Here is a 24572-nt window from a genome sequence, read left to right as displayed (position 1 = left end):
GCACGAAGCAATCCTAAACAATTTATTCGCGCTTTGCATGGCGTTAACCTATCTATCGAAGATTGCTTCGTGCCTCGCAATGACGGTCTTTTTGTGTTTACTCTCCCCAAACCGTAATTACCAAATTCCTGTTACCGCCATGATTACGGTGTTCGCACAAATAAATGCCTTGCCAGGTGCCTAAAGCCAATCGCCCGTTGCGGATGGGGATGGTTACAGAACTCCCCAACATAGCTGCTTTTAAGTGTGCAGGCATATCATCCGGCCCTTCATCATCGTGGCGGTATTCCGGATCGTTTTCAGGGACTGTTTTGCTGAAATACATTTCAAAGTCCTGCCGTACGGTTGGGTCAGCATTTTCATTAATGGTTAGCGATGCCGATGTGTGCTGGATAAATACCTGGCACATACCAACTTTTATCTCTACGATCTGTGGCATGGCATAAACCACTTCGGAAGTAATGATGTGGAAACCTCTTTTCTTTTCACGCAGTTGTATGGCCTGTTGGAATATTTTCATGATCTGTTGTTCACATGTTTGATGCCAACAATATAATTGAATATATAGTACTACTCCAAGAGTTAATGTTAACTTTGATAGTAAGCCTTTTTTGAATGACTATCTCAACGATGCCCGTGTATGCAATACCGCCTAATGACGAGGATCGTTTGAAAAAACTATATCAATACGATATACTTGATACCCCCGCCGAATATGTATTTGATAAAATAGCTATACTGGCTTCGCAGATATTTGATACTCCGAACGCCTTTATAACTTTTGTTGATAAAGACAGGGTTTTCTTTAAATCCAACATCAGCACATTAGAAAGTAGCGAAGTACTACGGCATCACAGCTTTTGCTCGGTAGCGATACTACAACCCCATACCACAATTTTAAATGATATTCACACCGATCCGCGCTTTGTAGGAACGCCCTTACTGATGATGGAACGTGGCACCCGTTTTTATGCAGGCGCGCTGTTAATTACAGTAGATGGTTATATTTTGGGCACCCTGAATGTAACCGACATTATACCGCGCGAGGTTACAGCCAAGCAGATAAACATGCTTGAAACCCTGGCATCTATTATTATGGATGAGCTGGATAACAGGCTTCGTACCCGAAAAAATGTACGTGTACATACCGATCTGATGAACATTACTGTGCATGATCTGAAAAGCCCCTTATCAGCAATAAAGCTATATGGGCAACTGATAAACAAAAAATCAACCGAAGACGCGGTAAGGAAAATGTCGAATAAAATAACTTACTCGGCTGATAATATATTGGATAGCCTGAACGACCTGCTAAACCTATCGCAAATTGAAGATGGCTTTATTACCGTGATACGTAAACGGATGGATATTTGCGAATTGTTACAAAAGGTTAAGGATGGACTGGAAGTTTTGGCGCACCAAAAACAACAGGTAATTACCATCCATAAAGAATGTGCCATATTTATTGAGCTTGATGGGGGGAGGATACAGGATGTATTTGAGAATCTGTTGAGCAATGCCATAAAATACACTTACCCCGGTGGTGAGATAGACCTGTATGTTACCGAAGAGAATGGTTATGTGCTTGTTGAGTTTAGAGACCAGGGCCAGGGACTTAACGAGGCTGATATGGGGAAACTATTCACTCGCTATGCTAAGCTGAGCGCTGTACCAACAGGTAAGGAACGCTCCAACGGGCTGGGATTATCTATTGTGAAAACTTTGGTAGAGCTGCATCAGGGAAAAGTTTGGGCCGAGAGCGCAGGCAAAGGAAAAGGTTCATCTTTTTTTGTATCACTGCCAATACCGTAATAAAAAAGGCCATCCCGTGTGGGACAGCCTTTAACTATATCAGTACAATATTTATTACAACGTTACGCCGCTTTTAAATATCGCGATCTCGCGGAAACCGGCTTTTTCGTGGTTCGCTTTTTCGCCGTTGGCTATGCGGATGATCTTGGCAACCAATTCTTCCAAACCTTCATCAAAAGTTTTATCCTCTGATAGCGGCCCGGCATTATAATCAATCCAGTGTGGCTTGTTTTTAGCCAGCTCAGAGTTGGTTGATATTTTTAAAGTAGGGATAAAGCTACCAAATGGTGTACCACGGCCTGTAGTAAACAATACCATGTGGCAACCTGATGCGCCTAAAGCTGTGGTTGATACCAGATCATTCCCCGGAGAGCTTAACAGGTTTAAGCCTTTGGTGTGCAGGCGCTCGCCGTATTTCAATACATCCACAACAGTGGCAATACCACCTTTTTGTGTACAGCCTAATGATTTATCTTCAAGCGTTGTAATACCACCTGCCTTGTTACCCGGTGAAGGATTTTCGTAGATAGGTTGTTTCAGGTCGATGAAGTATTGTTTGAAATCGTTGATGAGGTGAACGGTTTTGTCAAATACCTCCTCGGTGATACAACGATCCATCAGAATGGTCTCAGCACCAAACATTTCAGGTACTTCAGTTAAAGTTGTAGTTCCACCCTGACTGATCAGGAAGTCGGAGAAATAACCAACCAGCGGGTTAGCTGTGATACCTGATAGACCATCAGAACCACCACATTTTAAACCTACTTTTAATTCAGACAATGGAACTGCTTCGCGAACATCCTGGCTTACTTCGGCATATATCTCTTTCAACAAAGCAATGGCGTCAGCAACTTCATCTTGCACCTTTTGGGTTGACATGAATTTGATGCGGCTCTTATCGTAATCACCTAATGATTCGGCAAACTCGTCTATCTTGTTGTTCTCGCAACCAAGGCCCAATACCAATACGCCACCCGCGTTAGGGTGCATAGCAATATCACCTAATATTTTACGGGTGTTCACGTGGTCATCACCTAACTGCGAACAGCCATAGTTATGTTTAAACACTTCCATGCCGTCAATACCGGTAGGATTAACCTCAGCCTTAAATTCGCGGATGATCTGCTCTGCTATACCGTTAACACAACCTACAGTTGGCACGATCCAGATTTCGTTACGGATACCCACTTCACCATTTTTACGGCGGTAGCCGTTAAAGGTAAGGTGTTTGTTCTCATGCGGCAGCTCGCTAAAGTGCGGATTGTACGTATAATCAAATACTTCGCCCAGTTTGGTGCGCACGTTGTGTACGTGTACATATTCACCAACTTTAATAGGCTGGGTAGCTTTCCCAATAGGGTAGCCGTATTTGGTAATATCGCCACCTTCGGGAATGTCTGTAAGGGCTATTTTGTGGCCCTTTTCAACATCGTTTAACAGGGTGATGCTGTTTCCGTCAACGGTAATGGTTTCGCCGGCGGTAAAATTGCGTAATGCGATTACCACGTTATCGCGCGAATTGATCTTGATGAGTTCTTTCATTCTTTTGCTCTTCTTCCTAAATTATATCATTTCGATGGCTTTTACTACGCCATGTTTTTCAATATTGATGAGGTGTTTGGTTACAGCCTCGTTTAAACCTTCAACAGTGTTCAGGTTTAGTTTCCAGTTCTTTTCATAACCTAATATCTCGGTAACTACAGCTTTCAGGCTTTCGTTGCTGCCATCGGCTTTGGCCCAAACGTTTTTGGTAAATTCAAGTATTTCCGGCGAGTCGTTCAATGCGATGTTTTCTTCGCCACGTTTGCCTTTGTAAAAAGCGATGGTTGCCGCTAACGAGAACGCCAAATGCTGAGGAATAGTACCCTTGCGTTTTTTGTACTCCAATACCGATGGCAATACGCGTGTTTCAAACTTAGACCATGAGTTTAAAGAGATGCTCATCAGCAAGTGTTTGATGTACGGGTTACGGAACCTGTCCATCACCTCGGCAGCAAACTGATCCAGCTCTTCTTTTGGAAGATCCAACGTAGGGATGATCTCATCAAACGTTGCCGCACGGATAAATTTACCAACCACAGGATGCTCAACCGATTCGCGCACGGTATCTATCCCGTAAAGGTAAGCCACCGGTACTAAGGTTGTATGCACACCGTTAAGTATCCTTACTTTGCGTGTGCGGTAAGGGGTAATATCATCAACATATTTTACATCAAGGCCGATAGAAGGGAAAGGCAATTCTTTTTGCAGGCTCTCAGGCGCCTGTATCACCCAAAGGTGAAAGTGCTCACCTTCAACAACCTGGTTATCGGTATAACCTAATTCGGCAGTAATTTCGGGCATACGCTCGCGTGGGTAGCCCGGAACGATCCTGTCTACTAAAGTATTGCTCCAGGTACATGCGGTATTTAACCAGGCGATGAAACCTGCTTCGTAACCCCATTTTTCTGATAATTGTAATATAATGCGTTTTAAATTATCGGCGTTTTTCTCGATCAGTTCGCAAGGGATGATGTGCATACCTTTTGATGAGTCGCCCTGGAAAGTATCATAACGATGTTTTAACCAAACAGCAAGCTTAGCCGGGAAAGAGTTTGGCGGCGTAGCGGTTGGCAAGTCGGTATCATCATAAGCAATGCCCGATTCGGTTGTGTTTGATATTACGTAACGCATATCAGGGTTCTCAGCAGTTTTAAGGTACTCGGCATATTGCTCGTAAACCTTTATACCACGGCTAATCACATTGATGGTTTCATGAGTACTTTCTGCCTGCCCGTTTTTTAAGCCGCGCATATACAGGGTGTATAAACCATCCTGCTCGTTCAACATATCAACCATACCTTGCTGGATAGCCTGAACCACTACTACCGAACCATTAAAATTGGCCTTTTTATTCAGTTCATTAAACATCCAATCAACAAAGCAGCGTAAAAAATTACCTTCGCCAAATTGTAAAACCTTTTCGGGGAATTGCTTGTAAGCCGGATACGAACTCTTATTTAATTGCATAATTGTATATTATATTTGGTTTGTAAGGGCTAAAAGTAAATATTCATGCGTTAATAATCGGTATAATTAGCCGTAATTATTAACGGGAACGATTGCAGAAATGGGCGGGAACGTTTGCAGCGTAAATGTGTGGATGTGCAAATGACTAAATGTACATACCTAAGAGTCATTGTGATAAGAATAACACAGTGGCTCCAACTATAAGGATATTCTGTTTTAATCTTTTAACGCAAAATTGATAGGCAATGTAAACTGCACCCGCACGGTTTTGCCACCCTGCATACCGGGTATCCATTTAGGTGATTGTGATATAATGCGTGCACCTTCTTTGCCTAAGGTTTCTGATGGCGCGCGCAAAACTTTAATGGTAGATAAAGTACCATCGCGCTCAACTATAAAACTTACAAAAACGCGCCCTTGAACGTGGTTTTTCTGATCAATTGCCGGGTAATGTAAAGCTGTGCTTATATAATAGTAAAATGCCGACATGCCATCCGGATAGGTGGGGAGTTTCTCTACAGTTGCGTATACACGGTTGTCAATTTTAACAGTATCGGGGGTTTGCGCCTTCAGGCTAATAAATGCCAATACAAGGGCGGCAAGTAAAAGATATCTTTTCATGCTTTAAATATGCTGATAAATCGGAATAATAAATGTAAAGAAAGGATAAACAAAAGAAGAGTATCTGCACATTAAGTTAATACTTACCTGTTTTGAACTTAAAGCCGCAACGTACACACATCGCATCAGCTTTGGTAAACCTGAAAACCTTTACCAAAAATACAACACTTGTTATGGCAGTAGTCATGGCGCCCCCTACAATAACTATCCCTGCCAGGCCGGCATCATTACCCGTGAGTATTAAAAAACCACATACAGCTACTATTATTACACTTATTGCCGATAAGATAATGTAGTGGTTTTTTGTAATAATAATAACCCTGTAGCTAAGGCAATTAGGGCATTGTACACGCGGTTTCATCCGTAAGCAGTAATTAGGTAAGGGCTAATGTATAAAAACTTAATTTAAAAATAAACTATTGTTAATATACATAGTCCAAGTGAAGTTTCCGCACGCTTTAAACGTGTTGATATAATAAGCTTGTTTACAACACAAATGATACATAAAGTGCTTTGCCCCACTATACATAACTGCTACTTTTGTACCGTAAACCTCTGCTGCATTTGAAAAAATCATTACTCTTTTTTGCATTATTTATAACTATTGGCTTTTTTAAAGTAAAGGCACAAGCTACAGGCAATTGCAACGTATTCGGCAAAGTATCTGATGGTTTAACTGGCGAGATGATAGATTTTGCAGGTGTGTCCATGTTTCAGCAGGGTACCGATATTATTTTTAAAAGCATATCCACATCAAACGGCGGTAACTTTAAGTTTGTTAATATCCCTTACGGAAAGTACACCATCCGCATATCTTACGTTGGTTTTGAGAAACAAATTATTGAAGATGTTGACCTCAGCACAGATCATCCCGATTTTAGCCTGGGCACCATACGCCTTAAAAAAGCGAGCGGGGAGTTAAGCGAAGTAAAAATAGTCGAGAAGAAACCAACCCTCGAAGTTACTGCCGACCAGATAACCTACAATGTTAGCGAAAGCCTGCAGGCAGAAGGAAGCACAGCAACCGATATTTTAAAAAATGTGCCTATGGTTAATGTGGATATTGACGGCAACATTAGCATTGCCGGCAAACGCAATACCCGCATTTTTATAGATGGTAAACCATCTGATTACATGACATCAAACATTTCGGACCTGCTGAATGTACTACCTTCCGATGCGATAGAAAAGATTGAAGTAATGAACAACCCACCTGCAAAATACTCGGCCGATGGTGAGGGCATCATCAATATCGTATTAAAAAAGGGTTATAAAGTTGGGCTGAATGGTACGCTATCATTAAACGCGGGCACTTTGGGTAATTATAATGCCAACGCTTACACGGCTTATCGCAGTAAAGGGTTTTCGTTAACCAGCAGCTATGCCTTCGGTGAAAGCCAAAACACTGCAGGCAGCCAAACCTACAACCAAAATTACCTGCCCGATACCAATTACCATAACCAGGAAGGAGCAAGGAGGGGGCAAAACTTTGGCCAAAACTTTCGCGGGGGGATTAACTGGGATATTGATACCACACAAAACATTAAACTAACATCAAACTTTAACTTCAATAATTCTGATGGTTCGTCATTTAGTGATGATGCTTACCTTAACGAAACGTTTGTTCAAAGAAAACTGAATACGCAGAGCAACAACAATCAGAACCGTTCAGTCAATGTGGTTTTGGATGGTAGTTATACGTTGAAATTAAGAAATGGCTGGGGGCAGCTTGATGCCAGCTTAACATACAGTAATAACTCTGCCGGTAATAACAGGGCTTCGGCGCGCCACTATCTGGATTCGCTGGGTATGCCTGTAATAGGCAAAACCCCGCTCGACCAAACATATGATGTTGATGCTGCCAACAGGGGTTTTGAGTTTAAAATTGATTATGATAAACCATTAGGCAAATCAAAAAGCACTGTTGATTTCGGTGTTTCCATTAACAGTTTGAGTAACGATAATAACCAGGATGTTGAAAATTACAATTTTAAAACCAGCATATACGAAACCAATAAAAACCTTACCAACCGTTTCCTTTTTAACGAAAAGATATATTCGGCATACGCAAGCTTAAGTTTAAGGATAGCCGATAAATGGTCTTTCAGGGCAGGTGCACGCAGTGAGCTGACGGATATGAATTTCGACCTCTCGACCATATCACAGCAATACGCCATTAAGCCATATATTAATGTATTCCCCAACTTGTCGCTAAGCAGGTTGTTTAAAAAATACACCGTTGGTTTAAGTTATAATGGTAGGATAGGCCGCCCTGGAAGCTATTCTTTAAGCCCGCAGGTTACCACTACAGATTCGGTTAACTTTAGCTTTGGCAATCCTAATTTAACGCCATCCTACACACAGCAAATTGACTTGAGCTTTAGCGTTTTTGGGCAGGATTGGGCAATTTACCCGCGCCTTGGTTATTCAACCACCAGCAGCATTATTGAGCGCATTACCACTCAACCTGCAGGTACAAGCATTTACCAAAGCACTTATGATAACCTGGGCTCAAGCCAGTATTATACTTTTAACCTTTATGGTAATTACAGGCTCAATAAAAAGTTTAACCTTAACGGAGGGGCCACTGTAGGCAGTATGGTTTATCAATCGTTAACCAACAGCAAACTTAACCGTAGCGGCATTACCTTCCAGGCTAAAACGGGCATACAGATAGATCTGCCAAAAAGGCTCGCGTTTGAAGGTAATTTTAACTACTACACCAACTCATCGGCACAGGGGAGCAATAAAGGCTCGTTAACAGGGAGTGTGGCTATGCGTAAAGTACTTTATAAAAACAAGATCAGGCTTAGGATAATGGCGATTAACCCTTTTGGCCAAACCAAATACTCCACTTATACTGCCGGAGATAACTTTAACCGCCAGAATTACAATATCGTTGTTAACCGTAATTTTACAGCCACCATTAGTTATAACTTTACTAAAGTGGCCCACAGTGCGCCAACAAAAAAGGGGAGTTAACTTAGGTTTTCTGCTTTTTCTTTTTTGCCGCAGGGAAGAGGATATTATTCAATATCAACCGGTAACCGGGCGAATTGGGGTGTAATGAAAGATCAGTTGGCGGCTCGTTAGGGCTATGCTGATAATCTTCAGGATCATGTCCGCCGTAAAATGTCCACTGGCCCTTTCCAAATTCGCCGTGTATATAGCGGGCCTCATTAGCGGTCTTCATTTCGCCCATAATGGTAACGCTCGGCTTTAACTTGCTGATATCAAAAGCGGTTGCAAGCCCTTTAAACCCTTTTATTACCCTATCATGATCTTGCGTAAGCATACTGGGTACCACATCCCATTTTGCCGAAAAATCAAACAAGGTAAAAAAATCATGCGCCTGATCAATACGGCGTGTACGCGATACATCAATATTACTGAACTGCCGCCCGTAGGGGCTAACATCAACAACAAAGTTTTGAAAGGCGAGGGTTTGGCCAAAATCAAGCTTTGATTGTGCTTTCGGATCAGGCGGGTCGCCATCATAATTCACATCAACAATATCGGTATTCACGGCAGATAACGCGATATCGAAACTATCGGCCCCCGAACACATGGCAAACAAAAAGCCACCGCCACCACAAAAACTGCGGATAGTTTGCGCTACGGCAAGTTTCATTTTAGATACCTTTTTATAGCCTAATTTAACGGCCCTGGCTTCTTCGGTTTTACGGTCTTCGGCATACCATTCGCCCTGGCTTTGCCCACCATTACCAAAGCCACCACGGCCACCACTCCTGAATTTGCTGTACTGTCCCGTAAAATCTTCGTGATGCAGGTGCAGCCAGTCGTATTTGCTCAGATCGCCCTTCAGTACTTCTTCATCATATATATAATCGAAAGGTATTTCGGCATAGTTGAGTACCAAAACCACGGCATCCTCTAAGCCTCCTTTGTTTTTTGGCGAGTAAACAGCAATTTTAGGCACTTTCTCCAGCTTTACAATGTCCATATTTACCGATGGATCATTTATTTGCGCGATGATTTGGTTAACAGCGGCATCGCTTATTACCTCGTAACTTACGCCGCGTATCTTGCATTCGTCTTCTACCTTTTTATCATATTTGGTCATAAAACTGCCGCCACGGTAATTGAGCAGCCAGTCAACTTCGCCACCGGCTTTAAGCACCCAAAAGGCAACACCGTAAGATTTGAGGTGATCTTTCTGCACGTCATCCATCGGAAATAAAATAGAAGTTGACCAACCGGTAAATGCTGATAGCAGGAGTGAGATAAATAAAACAAACTTTAAGGCAGGCTTCATTATTACCAAATATAAGCAACAATAAATGAAGCTTTTGCAAAGCGACAAACTAATGCACCGTAATTTTACCGATACATATTTTCCGGATCAACTATTGATGCCGGTGTTGCTTTTTTATTATATTGCACTATCAAACCCAAATGCCAGTTATGAAAAAACCGGTTGATATAGATGAGTACATAGCAGGTTTCCCAACTGAAACCCAAAAGCTATTACAACAAGTGCGCGAAACCATTAAAAAAGCGGCACCGCAGGCCGAAGAAGTAATCAGTTACAGCATGCCGGCCATGAAATTGCATGGGCTGTTGGTTTGGTTTGCAGGCTATGCCAACCATATTGGTTTTTATCCAAAAGCTTCAGGCATCGAGAAATTCAAGAAAGAGATAGCAGGGTATAAACATGCTAAAGGATCGGTACAGTTCCCGATCGATAAACCGCTACCATTAGCGCTGATAACTGATATGGTAAAATTTAGGGTACTTGAGAATTTGAATAAAACAGCTAAGAAAGTTAAAGCTTAATTAAACTAACTAATGTTAATTGAAAAAGCTGCGCCAATTAAACGGAGCAGCTTTTTTTTGTGGTTATTAATTAACAACAATAAACGGATCCCACATAAAGTGACCAATAATATTACCGTTTGAATTATCTACTAAAACAAAAGATAAGGTGTATTGAATAGTAACACCTATTTGCAGTATTGTGCCCGAAACGGTACTCACCTGGTTTATAAATTTGGTTGGATTACTGCTTGAAGGCGGGTTACCTAAGGCAAGGTAAGCATAGGCTTGTCCGCAGGCAAAGGATAAAGGTGTATTTATAGCTGTAGCCGGATTGAAAGCTCCTGCATATAAATATGCTGTTTGATCAAAGTTATTATCAAACGTTGTTATAGCCCATTCAATGGTATCACCACCATTTGCACTGATCTGCAATTCAGACTGCCCTTGAGTGCTGTTGCAAACAAAGCTATTGGGTGCTATCATTGAAATGAAAACATTTGATGAGCCATAAGACCCTAAATTAGTTGGTGAATTTGCTGAGCCTTCCGAAATGCTACCATCAGAAACTTGTGAGGCTAATGATGCTCCATCTACCGCGATTAAAACATTAATTGTTGACATGTTAGTTTAAGTTTTTTTCTACTCGTTTGGCTTTTCGAAATCCGCCCCTGAAGTATGCCTTTGCAGGTAGGCTCGTTTTTTTGAGTGGTATCTGCATTCCACTTCTAATACATTATAAAAATGAATTTCCCGGGTTCCATTTTCGTTGTAAAAGTAGGGGTGCAGTATTTATTAAAAAAGAGTATTAATACCTAAATAATATAATAAGTAAAATTACTTCAATAAATAAATTTAACATAAATTACTTAATTACAGTACTTAAAGTATGTAAAATACAAACAGCGTTAATTTATAATATATTAACACTAAATATACATATAGCAAAGAAAAGACTGCTTGAGGTAGCAGATAATGCAATCCATAAGATAAGCATTGCCGTTACTTACCCAAGATTTAAATATATCGCGAAAGTACTAAAAACGAATCTTTTAATATATTCGCGTACAGGTAGTTACAAAACCGTTTGCCAGTTTTTCTATCTCATTATTTTGCGTTTCGTTAAAATTGCCATGCCTGCCGCCTTTAGCAGTATACATTTCAACTTTAACACCAAAAGCCTTTAGTTTATCCAATAGCAGCAGGGATTGCTGGTAAGGCACGGTATGGTCAGCATCGCCGTGAATAATTAATACAGGAGGGCTATTATAATTAACATAGTATACCGGAGATAATGACCTCACAAATACTGAATCATTCCCCCGCCCCCCAAGCCATGATGAAGATGCCTTTCCCGGGTTCTTCATGGCATCCCATTGGGCCAGATCTGTTGGCCCGTACTTATCGATAATACCGGCAATGTGTAATGGAACCGGGGTACAATTATTATCAAAAACGTTATTATTTTGAAGCAAGCCTGCTATCAAAGCCAGATGGCCACCGGCGGATGAACCCGCAATAACAATTCTTTCTTTATCAATATGCCATTTTGCGTTGTTTTGCGCCAGGTACATTAATGCGCACCTAATATCTTGTATTGCCGCGGGTGCAGGCGCCTGGTTTGCTATGCGGTATTCTACATTGGCTATTACATATTCTTTCTTGAAAAATATACTAAACCATTTCTCTTCTTCTTTACTGCCATGCACCCAACCACCACCGTGTATATAAATAATTAACGGTAATGCTTTTTTAGGTGTTGTTGCCGGCGAATAAATATCCATCCGCCCCTGCCAGTTGCCTGCTGTTGTGTAAACAATATCTTTATGCAGTTCATAGCCTCCGGGTGCCGGTATTTGTGCTACTACCAACTCCCTTATCAATAAAAAAAACATAAGTAAGCAGGCTAACCTCACAAGCACATTATATATAATAAACACAAAGGTTGTTAAAAAAACAACCTTTGTGTTTATACAATTATTTTAAAATATCAGTACCTGTTGCAATATTGATCTGCCTGGTAAATGTGCTGCCGGCGGCATCAGTAACTGTAAATTTAAATGAACCCAAGCCCGCTTTATCCGGCACAAATTGAGCAGTGCCATTGCTTTGCATTTTCACCTTGCCATTTATAACAGCCGATGTGGTAAATACAGGTTTATCAGTATAACCGTAAGTGAATTGCCTAAGGTTAATAACAACAGGCTTGTTTACATCTGTAACAAAATGCGGTTTTGCCATCCATTCCAAATAATCGTCCAGGTTTGTAAAGCCATCTTTATCCGGGTCGGCGGTCGCATCTGCAAAGTCGCCTTTTGCAGAGTGAATATTTAACTGTTTGATGCTTTCCCACCAATCGGGCAAACCATCGTGGTCGCTGTCAAAAGTTACCGGGCGATGTACTTCGGGATAATCTTCCCAGCCGCCCGCATCATTTTGCGAATCGATCAAACCGGCTTTGCCCGATTTGCTGCCCTTAAACGTTGTGGTACCTGTAGCCGTTTCGTTAATAATGCGGATGTCATGATCGTCAAATACAGGTTGGTTACAGCCTACATCAGATAAAATATCTTTATAGGCATCAACAGCGCTTTGAGTTTTTACATACGGTATAAAAAACTCTTTATTTAAAAAGGTTTCATAGTCGGCCTTGCCGGTTTGTTTGCGTCCGGCAGTTTGGTTGTTTTCATCAAAATGGCCCGGCATTACATTGCCATCAAAAAAGTACTGCTGTTTGCCACCTCCATAACCTTCATGCTGCGCGTTTAAGGCGTACATAAATGTAGTTGATGGGCCTGGTTTATAATAGTTGCCTACAAAGTTAACTTCGCGCGCGCCGCCATCTGTAGTGCGGGTATCCCAGTTATACACCACGTTGTTACGGATGTCCATCTTACCAAGATAATTTCCATCACCATCCGCGCCGCCTGCCAGGCTCCAGTTACGGCCCGAGCAATTGGCCAGCAGGTTATGATGAAAGCTACCTACCTCGCCGCCTATACTCGCAGCAAAGCCATGGGCTTTACCAACCGCGTAATGATCGTGCCCGGCAACGTTAAGCGCTTCGGATATCAATGTACGTTGCAGTGTAATGTTATGCGCCCCACGTGAACTAAAGGCTTCATCAATACTCCAGCTTATGGAGCAATGATCAACAATGCTGTTATCGGCGCCGGTAATGCCCATGCCATCATAAGTTATGCCGGTACCAACACGAACACGCATAAAGCGGATAATATCGTCATCAGCTACAATGCCAAGCGGCGCCCTGCTGATACAGATACCCTTTCCCGGCGCTGTTTGCCCTGCTATGGTTACATACTTATCGCGTAGTACCAGGCGCGATTTTAATTGTATTATACCCGACACTGCAAAAACAATGGTACGCGGGCCAATATCCTTTGTAACGGCTTCGCGTAAGCTGCCGGGGCCATCATCATTAAGGTTGGTAACCTCAACCACTTTACCGCCACGGCCACCACGCGCAAAACGGCCATAACCTTCGGCATCAGTAAAAGCAAGTTGCCTCGGCCTGAAATACCAGACATTACCTTTGGTCAATTTTCCGGAAGCGTCTATTTCGTCTACACGCCAGTAATAGCTAAGCATACTGTATACTTTACCAATGGCGTATGCAGTTTTCTTTAAGTTTTCTTTAAATAATGCTGATGCATGGGTTGCCGTAGCCACGGATGCAGAATCGGTACCGAAATACAAATCGTGCGATGCTGCATTGTTTGCCGCTGCCCAGCTTAACTGCAGGTTATTATTATCAGCGTCAGCATGTTCATCGGCATTCAGCGGATGGGGCAGGCGTGCCATATCAATAACATTGGGTGTGTTAAGCTCAAATCCATTGATGATGATATTTTTATTAGTTGCAGCTGATGTGGGGTCTGCCTCGAAAAGTATAACAACATCTTTACCTTTTTGAGTTTCAAATTTCAGGTATGCCGATTTACTATCTGAGTTTTCGTGTACGCGAAAAGAGGGGGTAAGCTTATCAAACTGTAATTTTCCGTTGACGTAAATGTTGATAGGTGCAAACACATTAGGTTTGTTACCTTCAATATTATTGTGATAAGTAAGCAATGTATGCGGGCCCGCAGGAAGGCCAATGATGCGCATTTCTATCTGCGCACCGGCACTACCATTTTTTACCGACAAGCCATCGCCTGCCAAACGGGCATAATAAGGTGCCTGCACTGCTGTTTTATAATAACCCGCGATAAGGCCTGTGCCGTTTTCGCCTTTCTTAGTAAATATAATTTTTATCCCCTTTAAGGTTATGGTATCGGCCATGCCTGCTTTAATTGGCCATGCAGTAAAGCCAAGCTCATTAACCTCACGGGCAGTACGATCTGCTGTGTTTAAATCAACTTTTAAAATTGGGGATGATGATTGAGCTGATAGTAAAGCGGGGCACAGCAGGCTTAAAGCAATACCAAACAGGGTTGTGTAATGTTTCATAATTATTTATTGTTTATCAAAAGCAGAAGAAGCAAATTTAAGATCGATGTGAGCGCGTGTTGGTATCATTTCTGTTACGGGGAAAAGTCTTTTTAACAATCCGGGCCGGCGAGTGAATTGTTTTTTCACAAGCCGGCCCGGAGTTAGGGACAATGCCATTGAGGTTATATTATTACTAATATATTTTTGTACTACATCTGCATTTTTATCCAAAAGTTAGCATAAGGCCTGTCACGTGTTCTGTCGAAGCCATTGTCATGAACCCATATTATACCATATTTACCGTCTGTAGTTTTAAAATAGTAGGCACTACCAGCTACAAACTCCGGGTTAGTAAGGTTTACGGCTACTTTTGCACCGGCAGCAGCAACTTGTTGCCCGGTTTTAAAACCTGTAAATACCGTATTTGCCTGGGCTGCACTAAAGGTAGTCCCTTTTGCAGTCCACCCTGAAAAATTAAATCCGAGGGTTGGAGGTACCGGTGATGGTGAAACCCCTGGTGAATAAAAATAATAATGAGCAACGTTAGTAATTGTAACAACACCCGTAGTAGCGTTTACCGTTCTTGTTACCGTTGGTTTGTAATATATACCCAGGTCTATTTTTGCCGAGTTGGCTGCACCATCTGTATACGAATAAGCTTGTGCATCAGTTAACGAAAAGAAACTTTGTGCGGTAGCAGCATAATTTGGAATTGAAATAGGATAAACGTAATTATAGTTCCCGGTTAACGAATCAATTTTGATGTAAGGGTTAGGTATTTCGGCATATCGCTCGGTTACAAAACTTAAATCGTTTATCACCTCTATGGTAAGCTTTTTATAGCCATCGCCCATGTAAACGCCTATCTTATCTACAGGGTAAATGCGATAGCTAATTAAACCTGTGCGGGCCGGGTTAAGCACAATATGGCCTGTAGCTACCCTGCGCATAGTTGGATCAAGCACGGTTTTAAGTACCGGGGTAGAGTTACCTACCTCCAGCAGGTACACACCATACATATCGTCTTTGTCAGATGTTATGGTATAATCAATCCACACCTCGTCGCCTACTTTAACCTGTTTATAATCTACAATATTGCGTGGATCAGCATTGCTAAATTCAACTTTAACGTCTGTGAACATATTGAAGATGTTTGGCCCCTCTTTTTTACAAGAGCCAAAAACTATGGCAAAGCCTATAATGATTATAAGTGAAATATTTTTTTTCATTGTTAATTTTTTAATGGATCAAAAGTTCCGTTTTCCCAACCAATTGTTTGGTCTAACGTTGGTGATGATTGTAAAAATGCCGTTGGTAGTGGCCAGAAATAACACTGGTTTGCAGGAACAGCAATCGGATTAGTCAAATCGCCAAATCTGTTTGCGCCTGTACTAACAGTTGGATGCTGGAAGAAATACCGATAACTGCTCCTTTTAGATACCTGCAAGGTATCGCGCCTGCGAAGGGTACTTTGGCCGGGTATAATTTCTTCTAACGTTGCTTTTTTGGCTATATAAACCGCATTCTTGGTATCTATAGGATAAATTTGCTCACCATACGTATACAAAAATTTACCATTTAGCTTATCCAGTCTCCTTGTTCTTCTTAAATCCCAGCCGCGTTTACCCTCAAATGCAAATTCTACCATACGCTCATTCATGATCAGATCGCGCATTTGGTCTTTGTTGGTAGCCAGGTTGAGGCCATAATCATTAGCGCCAATTACAATGCCACGTGTTTTGCGTAAATCTCTAATCAGGTTTTTAGATGCTGTCAAATCGCCGGTTTCATTTAAACATTCTGCATAGTTCATCAACACTTCGGCAAAGCGTAGTTCAATCCAGTCTACACCACCGGCTCCTTTATCACCTACAACTGTAAATGGGGGTACTACATCCGGGTTAGAGAAGCGCTTACAGTAAAACGGCTTACCACCGCCACCGTCAATCTCTGCAGTATAGTTCCATTGTGTACGGTTAGCTATACCACTCAACTTCCATTGTGCTCCATTATAAGCGATGGTTTGGGCAAAACGCGGGTCACGATTTAAGAAATACATATCCGGGTCATAACCATTTATGGGCGTAACGCCATCCGAGGCCAAAGCCGGGGTACCATCTGCCATTGGATAAGCATCCAGCATGGCTTGCGATGCTACATAATAATCTGAAGGCGAGCCACCGGCAACACCACCCGGGCGTACCCTTGTTTCAACTCCGTTATATTTTTTTTCAAGCGTGCTTGAGTATTCTTTTACTATAATAGCTTCGGTATTACCTGGCCCTTCTGTAGTAAATATATTGGCATACGGCATCAATTTCAGGCCAGAGTTTACACATAAATTGTAAGCCTCTTCATTTGCCTTTAAAGCTGTTGTCCAGCGTGTTGCATCGTATGGATGTAAACCATCATTAACCGGGTTAAACTGTGGGCTGGCCCATGTTAATAATACCCTTCCTTTAAGAGATAAGGCGGCAAGCCTATCCAGGCGGCCCCAATCCACTGCTGTTCTGAAATTGGCATTAGCTAATCTTGCTGCTGCGCTGTCCAGGTCGCTCACAATGGCATTAATACATTCCTTAGCACTTTTACGGCCTGAATAGTCAACATTAGTTGGATCTTGTGGTTTTAAATTAAGCGGAACACCACCGTAAAGCCTGGTCAGTTCAAAGTAAGCAATTGCACGCAATGCAAAAAACTGGCCCATATACTGATCTTTAATATCCTTAGTAAACGGACTGGTAGGAACATTGTAAAGCCCCAGGTTACAGCGGGCTATATCAAAATACCTGTTATCGCCCCTGTTATTACCCTGGGGTTTGTTAGCAATAATTTTTACATCGTTAACACCAATGTATGAGCCAATACCCATTACTTTTTTCAAGCTACCATCAGTTACAGATCCAATGCTTTCATCGCTTGCAAACTCCCAGATAAAAGGGGTCGATTCTAACGGATAATCCGGCATATTTAGCAGGTAAGTACCGTTAAGAAACAAACCAACAGCACCCGGATCCTGCCACAATACCTCATCGGCTATCTTATCATGCGATGGTACAATAAAGTCTTGTTTGCAACCGGCAACTGCCAGGGCAACCACACATAGCGCAGCCATGTTTTTGGTTATTTTTTTGTATTTAGTTTTTACTGTTTTCATGTGAAAAATATTTTAGAAACCAAAGCCGAAGCCTAATTGAATAGTTCTGATGGTTGGATAATCAACCATGTGCCCGGAATATGGATCTTTAAATGGTTGTGGATTTTTAATTACCCATAAGTTATTGCCTGTAAGCAGGAACCTCAGATTTGAGATACCGGCGCGTTGAGATATGCTGGCTGGTATAGTATAAGCCAACGACATATTGTTGATACGTATCATCGTTGCGTCAACCATCCAAAAACTTGATTCGAGGCCAGATGTAGGGTCTGTTATGCTTGGGAACTTGCCATTAGGGTTTGATCTCGACCAGTGATCGCCCCATATAGCAGGTACGTTGTGGGTTATGCTCGGTTTATCATTTACTACTTTTGAGTCAAGCATTTCATGACCGCCTATTTTAGCAACAAAGTTGGTTCTGAGTTGGAAGCCTTTATAGTTTAAGCTTAGGGTTGAGCCTAAAGTAATAATAGGATCAGTACCATTTTTATAAAGCGGCACCTGGTCTTTATCGGTAATTTTACCATCACCGTTGGTATCCTCATAATACAACCAACCTACTTCGGGCACTACGTTAGCGCTGCCGTTAGGTAATGTATAGTTAGGATATTGTTTCAGCAACGCGTCAACATCAGCTTGTGTTCTCAGTATACCTTTTGCAATCAACCCAATATTAGAGCTATTGTAAACGTTACGGTTAGTACCTAATTCTATTTGCCAGTCTTCGGGTGTGTTCTCAAATAACTGGAACGGGTTTCCATAAACCTGGCTGGTATAACCGTTGGTAAAGCCAAAATTTAAACTGCTGCTAAAGGTAAAATCTTTAGCTAATTTGCCGTTATAGCCAAATGTAAACTCTGTACCATAAGTATGTTGCTCATAATGGTTAATTACCGGAGCAGCAAAACCTGCATATTGAGGGAAGTTTGAATCGTTATTCTTATCAAAATCATCATAAGTATAATCATGAAAATAATCAAACCCGAATGAAAGTTTGCCATTGAAGAAGGCTGTTTCCAAACCTATATTATATGTGCGTTTTTTTGACCATGTAATATCAGGATTAGGTATTTTGCTTGGATTGAACGATGGGCCTATAGCACTTGCATTACCTAATAAATAACCACCATTTACTAAATCTAACGAGTAGTTAGCTTGCCATAAACGATTATCTACACGATCATCGCCTGTTAAGCCTATGTTGGCTTTTATTTTAAGGAAACTGACGAAGTTGAGCTTTGATGCATTTTTAAAGAAATTCTCTTCGGATACTATCCATGCTACACCTACGTTAGGGAAAAAGCCCCAAACATTCCCTTTAGCAAAGTTGGCTGAGCCATCAAAACGGCCTACACCATCAATCAGGTATTTCTTTTGATAATCATAGCTAAAGCGACCGAAAAAAGATTGCTTCAGGCTTTCACTCAAACTGTATCCATTATTGGTGAATGCAGCGGCATTAAAGGCCCAAAAATCTGTTTGATTAGCAACCTGTTGGCCTGTCCAGTAAACGCTAAGGCCTGAACTGTTCGACTGAGATTGCTCCCCACCAACAAGCGCGCTGAAACTATGTTTACCGAATGTTTTGGCATAGTTAAGGGTTATGTTACCCTGGTAGCTTGTGCCTTTGCTTAATTTAGGGGTAAGCCTTGAGCTTGCCATTGACACACCGTCTGATACAGATGTAACCGAGTCTCTGTAAAACAAGCCGTTGCTACCTGATGTTGCAAAGGTGTATTGTTTGTACGGGGCCTCGTATTTCTCTCCGCCGCCCCAGCTACTGGTTTGACCGATTTGAGCACGTAAGGTTAGCCCAGGTATAGCCTTGGGGGTAAATATTAAAGATGTGTTTAAGGTATAGCTGGATGCTGTTGAATAGTCATAAAAGCCTGACTGTGCCTGCGCCAGCGGATTTTTCACACTGTTAAAGTTTACCGGCAATCCATTCATTTGCAATGGTACCCATTCAGGCACGCCCAGCAGCGCTGTTACATAATTCTGATCGCTGGCGCCTACCGGCAGGTTAGTGTACTGCTTATTATAATTTATGTTAAAACCAATATCGGCTTTAAAAGACTCAGAAAAGGTTGCAGTGATGCCACTGCGCATGCTATATTTTTGGTTATAGTAAGTTCCTTTGTAGTTTGCATTATTATTTTGAAAAGAGCCTCCTACAAAAAATGTAAGCTTATCTGTACCGCCGCTCATCGTTAAATTATGCCTTTGAACTACAGATGCCTGCCATATTTCGTCAAACCAACTTTTGTAATTATGCGTTTTTAAATATTCCAGATCCGCATTGGTAAAATAACCCGATTCACTTTTAAATCCCTGCTGATCATACATATCATTAATTGTCTGAGCCAGCTGATAAGCTGACATCATTTCGGCTTTACGGCTGGCGTCATTATAACCCACGTAGCCATTATAACTAAATTTAGGTTTACCTATTTTACCTCTTTTGGTAGTAACAAGCACTACCCCCTTTGAGCCGCTGGCACCATAAATAGCGGCAGAAGCATCCTTCAGAATAGTGATGTCTTCAACCATTGAGGGGTCCAGCATATCAAACTGGCTTTGTGATGATGTGATACCATCAATTACATATAATGGCTCTGTAGTAGCGCCTACGGTAGCTGCTGTACCTGATATACGAGCACTCCTGATGTTTAAGGAAATGGCCGCACCCGGTGCGCCTGATACCGCGCTAACCCCCACGCCCGCAATACGGTTACGCAAGGCACCGGCAATATCCGGTGAAGGTACATCAGCAATTTCTTCCGCATTAATGGTTGCTACCGCGCCAATTACCTGCGATCTTTTTTTAGTACCGTATCCTATAACTACTACTTCATCAAGTTTACCCTGATCTGTGTCCATGGAAACGTTCAGCGTAGCCCTTTTATCGAGGCTTATGGTTTGCCTTTTGTAACCGATAAAAGAGAATACTAAAGCATCGTTTGCAGGGTCGGCCTGTATAACATACATACCATCTTTATTGGTTGATACATTACTGGGCTTGCCCTTAACGCTTACATTAACACCAGGCATCGGTTGGCCCGTGTCGTCTTTAACAACACCTGTTACTTTAACTATTTGCGCATACGAGGATGCGCAAAAAAGCAGGGTCAACAAGAAAAGGCCCATTAGTTTTGGTAAAAATCTCATTCTCATTCGTGTTTGTTTTTGGTGGCTATAATTGGGTTATAAAAAAGCAGAACGGGGTTATATTTTGCAATTCCAGATACCAGGATATCCGGGGCTTGACAACAATTTCACAGTATATTTTTAGCTCAATTCAAAGAAATAAAACCTGTTCAATTCCGGCTTATCACCTGTTTGTTTTATGGGTATTGAATTGTTAATATTTCAACCTTGTTTACGTACTAAAAAGCACCTGTATAAAGCAATTTTCAAGGCAATATTTTTCAAATATCATAAAATATAATATTTATAAATTATGAATTAATAAGCAATAAATAAGCCTGCTTTACTACACTATAGACATAGGTAATAAATCAGAAATCAATTTCGGTTTATCTCATTTTTTATTGGCTTAAGCAAATTTAATGTATCATTTATGTTATTCTTTACTCTCATTTGTCTATTCTTTGTACAATTTTATCATTAAACAACAGCGCTATATTTAATTGAAAAATAAATCTGATTTTATTTATAAATCCGTATAAATTTTATTATTTTTAAGTAGAAAAACATAAAAAACCATCTTCGGTAAACGATAAATTTTAAATCTTAAAAAAGCCTGAATTTAATGAAGCCGCACTACCTGAAAATTGATTTAAAACCACAAAATTGTTTTAACGTACGACATGATATTTTATCATCATTCCGTGGCATATGGCATTACCATCCTGAACTGGAATTACACTATGTTATCCGTGGCGAAGGGGTGAGGTTTATCGGGGATAATATCCGCAATTTTTTACCCGGCGAACTTGTTTTGGTTGGCGGAAACCTGCCACACTCATGGCGCAGTAAAGACGAATATTTTAACAATAACCCTAACTTGAATGTGGAGGTTATTGTGATGCACTTTTTACCGGATTGCCTGGGCGCCGAATTACTACAATTACCCGAAGCGTACTTGTTGCCTAAATTATTTGAAAAAGCAAAAAATGGTTTGATGATAGAAGGTGTTGCCAAAGTAAGGGTAATTGAATTAATGCAAAAGGCATTGACCGCGGAAAATTTTGACAGGATAATAATTTTGGTTTCGATACTGAAGATACTGGCCGAAACGGATGAATACGCCAACATTACCCTATCGCGAAATGAATACTATCAGTCAAACGAAAGCGAAACATTACGCCTTAACAAAGTTTGTTCGCATACGCTGGCCAATTACCGCCGGGATATTTCGCTGGAAGAAGTTGCCTCAATATGTCATTTAAGTACTACTTCATTCTGCAGATATTTTAAACTGATGATGAATAAAACTTATACTGATTTTTTAACCGAGATACGCATAAGCCACGCATGCCGGTTGTTGATAGAAAATAAGCGATCAACAATTATGATATGCTATGAATGTGGTTTTAACAACATATCAAACTTTTACCGCCATTTTAAAAAGATCACCAAAACTACACCGTTCGAGTATAAGCAACAATACAACCCCGGGCAGCAAATGCCTGCTTAATTTAAGCAGGTAATATTTTCTTCATATCATAAAAATGGCCCGTAGTATCGCGGGCCATTTTTATGCCTTATCCTTTTTTAAATTTTATAAAATAGCAAAGCCTGTAATTTCTTACAGGCTTGCAAACCAAATTATGAGAAAATAATGCAGGAACCAATCACCAGCATTAGCTAAACATTGTTATTGGTTGTATACCATTGTTTTGCTAATAACCATTCGTTCCAAAATCTTTGGCATTTACAATTGCATCCAGGAACGATTGCGGAATAGGTCTTACTATATGTTTATTCGGATCAAAATTTACAGCTACAATAGGGTTAGTTGCTTGCAAATACGTTTTGGATAAGTTTCCGGTACGTTTCAAATCTATCCAGCGGGTGTGTTCGCCGGCCAGTTCCCTTCCGCGTTCGGCCAAAATGTAGCTAACTGTCATCTCAGATGGCAATGCAACCATTTCTGATTCGCGGGTTGTTAGCGCGGCACGTTTTCTTATTGTATTTACATATCCTACAGCTTTTGCCTGGTCGTTATTTAATAAAAGCGCGGCTTCGGCAGCTATCAAATAGGTTTCGCCTAAACGCAGGATACCAAAATCGCCCAACCATTGTTGGTTAGTTTGTGAATAGAACTTGCCCGAAAATTTACGCAATGCAGGGAAAATACTTGTCAGGTTAACCTCGGTTGCGGGTACGGTTGTTTTGTAAGCGCCGGTAGCATCAAACAAATCGCTCGGATCGGCAACAAGACAAAGCATACTCTTTTTTGTTGCTGCCGGTATATTCCAGTTGGGTGTAAAAACCGATAAACCGGCATCATTTGTCATGTTTTTTTCTTCCTCGAGGGTTGCTCCCGTACCTAAATAATAATCGGGTCCGCTGTAAAATGCCGCGGTGCCTAATATGGTTTTGTTTGCAAGCGAAGGATCTTTTTGATAAGTTGTAACAATAGCCGGGGTAATCAACTTATCGTTTGTGGCATAAAATTTATAAAAGAATGTGTTGGCAAAACGGGTGTCGGGTGTGTTTTCGCGCGGGTCGAATATTTTTGTAAGCAAATAGCTGCTGGGTTTGTATTGCCTTGCGTTTGCCCGGCCGTACAAAATACTGGTACCGCTTTGTCCCCAGTCTAAACCTTTGCCACCAAGATCCGGCAAATAGTATTGGTGTGTACGGCCACGGTTAAAGAAATCGGGGTTGTTACCGTTAACATCTATAGCTTGTACCCACAGAAATTCGGAATTGTTTTTGTTGTTTTTGTTATCAAACTCTTTAGCAAAACCCGATTTGGCAGCATCGCTCAGATAAAGTGCACAACCGTATTTTGCCTGGTTATTGATCAGTTCTTCCGACGCATCAAGCGCCATTTTAGCGTATTTTTGAACATCGCCCAAACGGGTACGTTGCAGGCATGCTTTTGCCAGCATGGCGTAAGCCGCTTTTTTTGCTACCCTGCCACGTAATGTTTGGCTAAGGGGCAAATTTGCGCAGGCAAATTGAAGATCGGAAATAATAAGATCATAAAACGCGGTTTCGCTGCTGCGCACAGGCGCGAGTTCTACACCGGTAACAGCAGATGATTCTGTACGTAAAACAACACCGCCAAATTGCTCTACCAAATTAAAATTACACCAGGCACGCATAAAATAGGCTTCGGCAACTTTGGCATTTACATCGGCAGGGGTAGCGTATCCTTTAACAGTTTTTGAATATGATATTGCGGTATTGCAAAGGTTAATACAAGAATACCAGCCACCCCAACACGTTTTTATAGTGCCATAGCCTGTATTAAGGGTATTGTCGTATATTGTTAACCCATTATCTGTTGAGCTAAATCCCTGCCAAAGATCCGTCCCCATTTCAGAGGGGCCAATCCAATCAACCTTTCCGTAAAAGAAATACATATCGGTGTAGCAGGCATTAATTAAACCCTCATACCCGGTTTTATTGTTATAAGCCAAATCGAGCGTAACACCGCTGGGGTTATACTCGTCCAACACTTTTTTACATGAAAATAAGTTGAGGCTGCAAATAACCGCGAAGGCAATTAGCACTCTTTTATATAATTTTTTCATTGTTATATTTTTAA

The 24572-nt window shown here is 41.3% G+C and carries 17 protein-coding genes; 4 read left to right on the top strand and 13 right to left on the bottom strand.

The genetic code is table 11. The features are described 5' to 3' along the window. Positions 1-97 precede the first annotated feature (97 nt). On the bottom strand, positions 98-520 hold the full coding sequence (locus KXQ82_RS19375) for a secondary thiamine-phosphate synthase enzyme YjbQ (RefSeq protein WP_219490384.1): 423 nt from the start codon (positions 518-520) through the stop codon (positions 98-100). Between the two features lie 95 nt (positions 521-615). Here KXQ82_RS19375 and KXQ82_RS19370 point away from each other — a divergent pair, with 95 nt between their 5' ends. Continuing rightward, complete coding sequence (locus tag KXQ82_RS19370; protein ID WP_219490382.1) at positions 616-1812, top strand: GAF domain-containing sensor histidine kinase; 1197 nt, start codon at positions 616-618, stop codon at positions 1810-1812. A gap of 54 nt (positions 1813-1866) precedes the next feature. Here KXQ82_RS19370 and KXQ82_RS19365 read toward each other — a convergent pair whose 3' ends face one another. The 4 genes from KXQ82_RS19365 to KXQ82_RS19350 all read right to left on the bottom strand — a co-directional run bounded on the left by KXQ82_RS19365 (position 1867) and on the right by KXQ82_RS19350 (position 5803). Continuing rightward, entirely contained in the window at positions 1867-3354 is a 1488-nt protein-coding gene (locus tag KXQ82_RS19365) for a UxaA family hydrolase (protein WP_219490381.1), read from the bottom strand. 21 nt (positions 3355-3375) lie between these two features. Then, the gene (locus KXQ82_RS19360) at positions 3376-4821 is read right to left on the bottom strand and encodes a tagaturonate reductase (protein WP_219490379.1); all 1446 of its coding nucleotides are present in this window, start codon (positions 4819-4821) and stop codon (positions 3376-3378) included. Positions 4822-5037: 216 nt separating this feature from the next. Beyond that, positions 5038-5442, bottom strand: coding sequence for an energy transducer TonB (locus tag KXQ82_RS19355; protein WP_219490377.1), 405 nt, complete (start codon positions 5440-5442; stop codon positions 5038-5040). A gap of 76 nt (positions 5443-5518) precedes the next feature. Then, on the bottom strand, positions 5519-5803 hold the full coding sequence (locus KXQ82_RS19350) for a hypothetical protein (protein ID WP_219490375.1): 285 nt from the start codon (positions 5801-5803) through the stop codon (positions 5519-5521). A gap of 179 nt (positions 5804-5982) precedes the next feature. Here KXQ82_RS19350 and KXQ82_RS19345 point away from each other — a divergent pair, with 179 nt between their 5' ends. After that, on the top strand, positions 5983-8424 hold the full coding sequence (locus KXQ82_RS19345; protein ID WP_219490373.1) for a TonB-dependent receptor: 2442 nt from the start codon (positions 5983-5985) through the stop codon (positions 8422-8424). Between the two features lies 1 nt (position 8425). Here the strand turns inward: KXQ82_RS19345 and KXQ82_RS19340 are convergent, their stop codons facing one another. Beyond that, positions 8426-9718, bottom strand: a complete 1293-nt coding sequence (locus KXQ82_RS19340) for an asparagine synthetase B (protein ID WP_369412494.1) — start codon at positions 9716-9718, stop codon at positions 8426-8428. Between the two features lie 149 nt (positions 9719-9867). Here KXQ82_RS19340 and KXQ82_RS19335 point away from each other — a divergent pair, with 149 nt between their 5' ends. Beyond that, positions 9868-10239, top strand: a complete 372-nt coding sequence (locus tag KXQ82_RS19335) for an iron chaperone (protein ID WP_219490372.1) — start codon at positions 9868-9870, stop codon at positions 10237-10239. A 66-nt stretch (positions 10240-10305) separates the two neighbouring features. Here the strand turns inward: KXQ82_RS19335 and KXQ82_RS19330 are convergent, their stop codons facing one another. The 6 genes from KXQ82_RS19330 to KXQ82_RS19305 form a co-directional block, all read right to left on the bottom strand. Next, complete coding sequence (locus KXQ82_RS19330) at positions 10306-10842, bottom strand: AidA/PixA family protein (RefSeq protein ID WP_219490369.1); 537 nt, start codon at positions 10840-10842, stop codon at positions 10306-10308. A gap of 428 nt (positions 10843-11270) precedes the next feature. Next, positions 11271-12113, bottom strand: a complete 843-nt coding sequence (locus KXQ82_RS19325; RefSeq protein ID WP_219490367.1) for an alpha/beta hydrolase — start codon at positions 12111-12113, stop codon at positions 11271-11273. Positions 12114-12195: 82 nt separating this feature from the next. Next, positions 12196-14688 (bottom strand): Ig-like domain-containing protein, encoded by a 2493-nt coding sequence (locus tag KXQ82_RS19320; protein ID WP_219490365.1) that lies wholly within the window; start codon positions 14686-14688, stop codon positions 12196-12198. Positions 14689-14879: 191 nt separating this feature from the next. Continuing rightward, a complete protein-coding gene (locus tag KXQ82_RS19315) occupies positions 14880-15899 on the bottom strand; it encodes a hypothetical protein (RefSeq protein WP_219490363.1) in 1020 nt (339 codons plus the stop codon). A gap of 2 nt (positions 15900-15901) precedes the next feature. Beyond that, positions 15902-17827 (bottom strand): RagB/SusD family nutrient uptake outer membrane protein, encoded by a 1926-nt coding sequence (locus tag KXQ82_RS19310; RefSeq protein ID WP_219490361.1) that lies wholly within the window; start codon positions 17825-17827, stop codon positions 15902-15904. A 12-nt stretch (positions 17828-17839) separates the two neighbouring features. Then, the gene (locus KXQ82_RS19305; protein ID WP_219490359.1) at positions 17840-21001 is read right to left on the bottom strand and encodes a SusC/RagA family TonB-linked outer membrane protein; all 3162 of its coding nucleotides are present in this window, start codon (positions 20999-21001) and stop codon (positions 17840-17842) included. A gap of 598 nt (positions 21002-21599) precedes the next feature. Between KXQ82_RS19305 and KXQ82_RS19300 the strand changes: the two genes are divergently transcribed. After that, positions 21600-22487: an AraC family transcriptional regulator gene (locus KXQ82_RS19300; RefSeq protein WP_219490356.1), complete on the top strand. Its 888-nt coding sequence runs from the start codon at positions 21600-21602 to the stop codon at positions 22485-22487. 205 nt (positions 22488-22692) lie between these two features. On the opposite strand, the gene KXQ82_RS19295 is transcribed toward KXQ82_RS19300, so the two are convergent. Further along, the gene (locus KXQ82_RS19295; protein ID WP_219490354.1) at positions 22693-24558 is read right to left on the bottom strand and encodes a RagB/SusD family nutrient uptake outer membrane protein; all 1866 of its coding nucleotides are present in this window, start codon (positions 24556-24558) and stop codon (positions 22693-22695) included. Between the last annotated feature and the right edge of the window lie 14 nt (positions 24559-24572).

This window comes from Mucilaginibacter rivuli (assembly GCF_019391655.1).
Taxonomy (GTDB): domain Bacteria; phylum Bacteroidota; class Bacteroidia; order Sphingobacteriales; family Sphingobacteriaceae; genus Mucilaginibacter; species Mucilaginibacter rivuli.
The sequence above is the reverse complement of the archived record's forward strand: the minus strand, read 5'-3'. Positions and strand labels throughout refer to the sequence as shown.

What these genes read in the sequence shown, in the direction of transcription:
- KXQ82_RS19310 (WP_219490361.1), bottom strand. Translation starts at nt 17,827, where the DNA reads ATGAAAACAGTAAAAACTAAATACAAAAAAATAACCAAAAACATGGCT.
- KXQ82_RS19340 (WP_369412494.1), bottom strand. Translation starts at nt 9,718, where the DNA reads ATGAAGCCTGCCTTAAAGTTTGTTTTATTTATCTCACTCCTGCTATCA.
- KXQ82_RS19320 (WP_219490365.1), bottom strand. Translation starts at nt 14,688, where the DNA reads ATGAAACATTACACAACCCTGTTTGGTATTGCTTTAAGCCTGCTGTGC.
- KXQ82_RS19330 (WP_219490369.1), bottom strand. Translation starts at nt 10,842, where the DNA reads ATGTCAACAATTAATGTTTTAATCGCGGTAGATGGAGCATCATTAGCC.
- KXQ82_RS19315 (WP_219490363.1), bottom strand. Translation starts at nt 15,899, where the DNA reads ATGAAAAAAAATATTTCACTTATAATCATTATAGGCTTTGCCATAGTT.
- KXQ82_RS19370 (WP_219490382.1), top strand. Translation starts at nt 616, where the DNA reads ATGACTATCTCAACGATGCCCGTGTATGCAATACCGCCTAATGACGAG.
- KXQ82_RS19355 (WP_219490377.1), bottom strand. Translation starts at nt 5,442, where the DNA reads ATGAAAAGATATCTTTTACTTGCCGCCCTTGTATTGGCATTTATTAGC.
- KXQ82_RS19295 (WP_219490354.1), bottom strand. Translation starts at nt 24,558, where the DNA reads ATGAAAAAATTATATAAAAGAGTGCTAATTGCCTTCGCGGTTATTTGC.
- KXQ82_RS19300 (WP_219490356.1), top strand. Translation starts at nt 21,600, where the DNA reads ATGAAGCCGCACTACCTGAAAATTGATTTAAAACCACAAAATTGTTTT.
- KXQ82_RS19360 (WP_219490379.1), bottom strand. Translation starts at nt 4,821, where the DNA reads ATGCAATTAAATAAGAGTTCGTATCCGGCTTACAAGCAATTCCCCGAA.
- KXQ82_RS19365 (WP_219490381.1), bottom strand. Translation starts at nt 3,354, where the DNA reads ATGAAAGAACTCATCAAGATCAATTCGCGCGATAACGTGGTAATCGCA.
- KXQ82_RS19375 (WP_219490384.1), bottom strand. Translation starts at nt 520, where the DNA reads ATGAAAATATTCCAACAGGCCATACAACTGCGTGAAAAGAAAAGAGGT.
- KXQ82_RS19325 (WP_219490367.1), bottom strand. Translation starts at nt 12,113, where the DNA reads ATGTTTTTTTTATTGATAAGGGAGTTGGTAGTAGCACAAATACCGGCA.
- KXQ82_RS19335 (WP_219490372.1), top strand. Translation starts at nt 9,868, where the DNA reads ATGAAAAAACCGGTTGATATAGATGAGTACATAGCAGGTTTCCCAACT.
- KXQ82_RS19305 (WP_219490359.1), bottom strand. Translation starts at nt 21,001, where the DNA reads ATGAGAATGAGATTTTTACCAAAACTAATGGGCCTTTTCTTGTTGACC.
- KXQ82_RS19350 (WP_219490375.1), bottom strand. Translation starts at nt 5,803, where the DNA reads ATGAAACCGCGTGTACAATGCCCTAATTGCCTTAGCTACAGGGTTATT.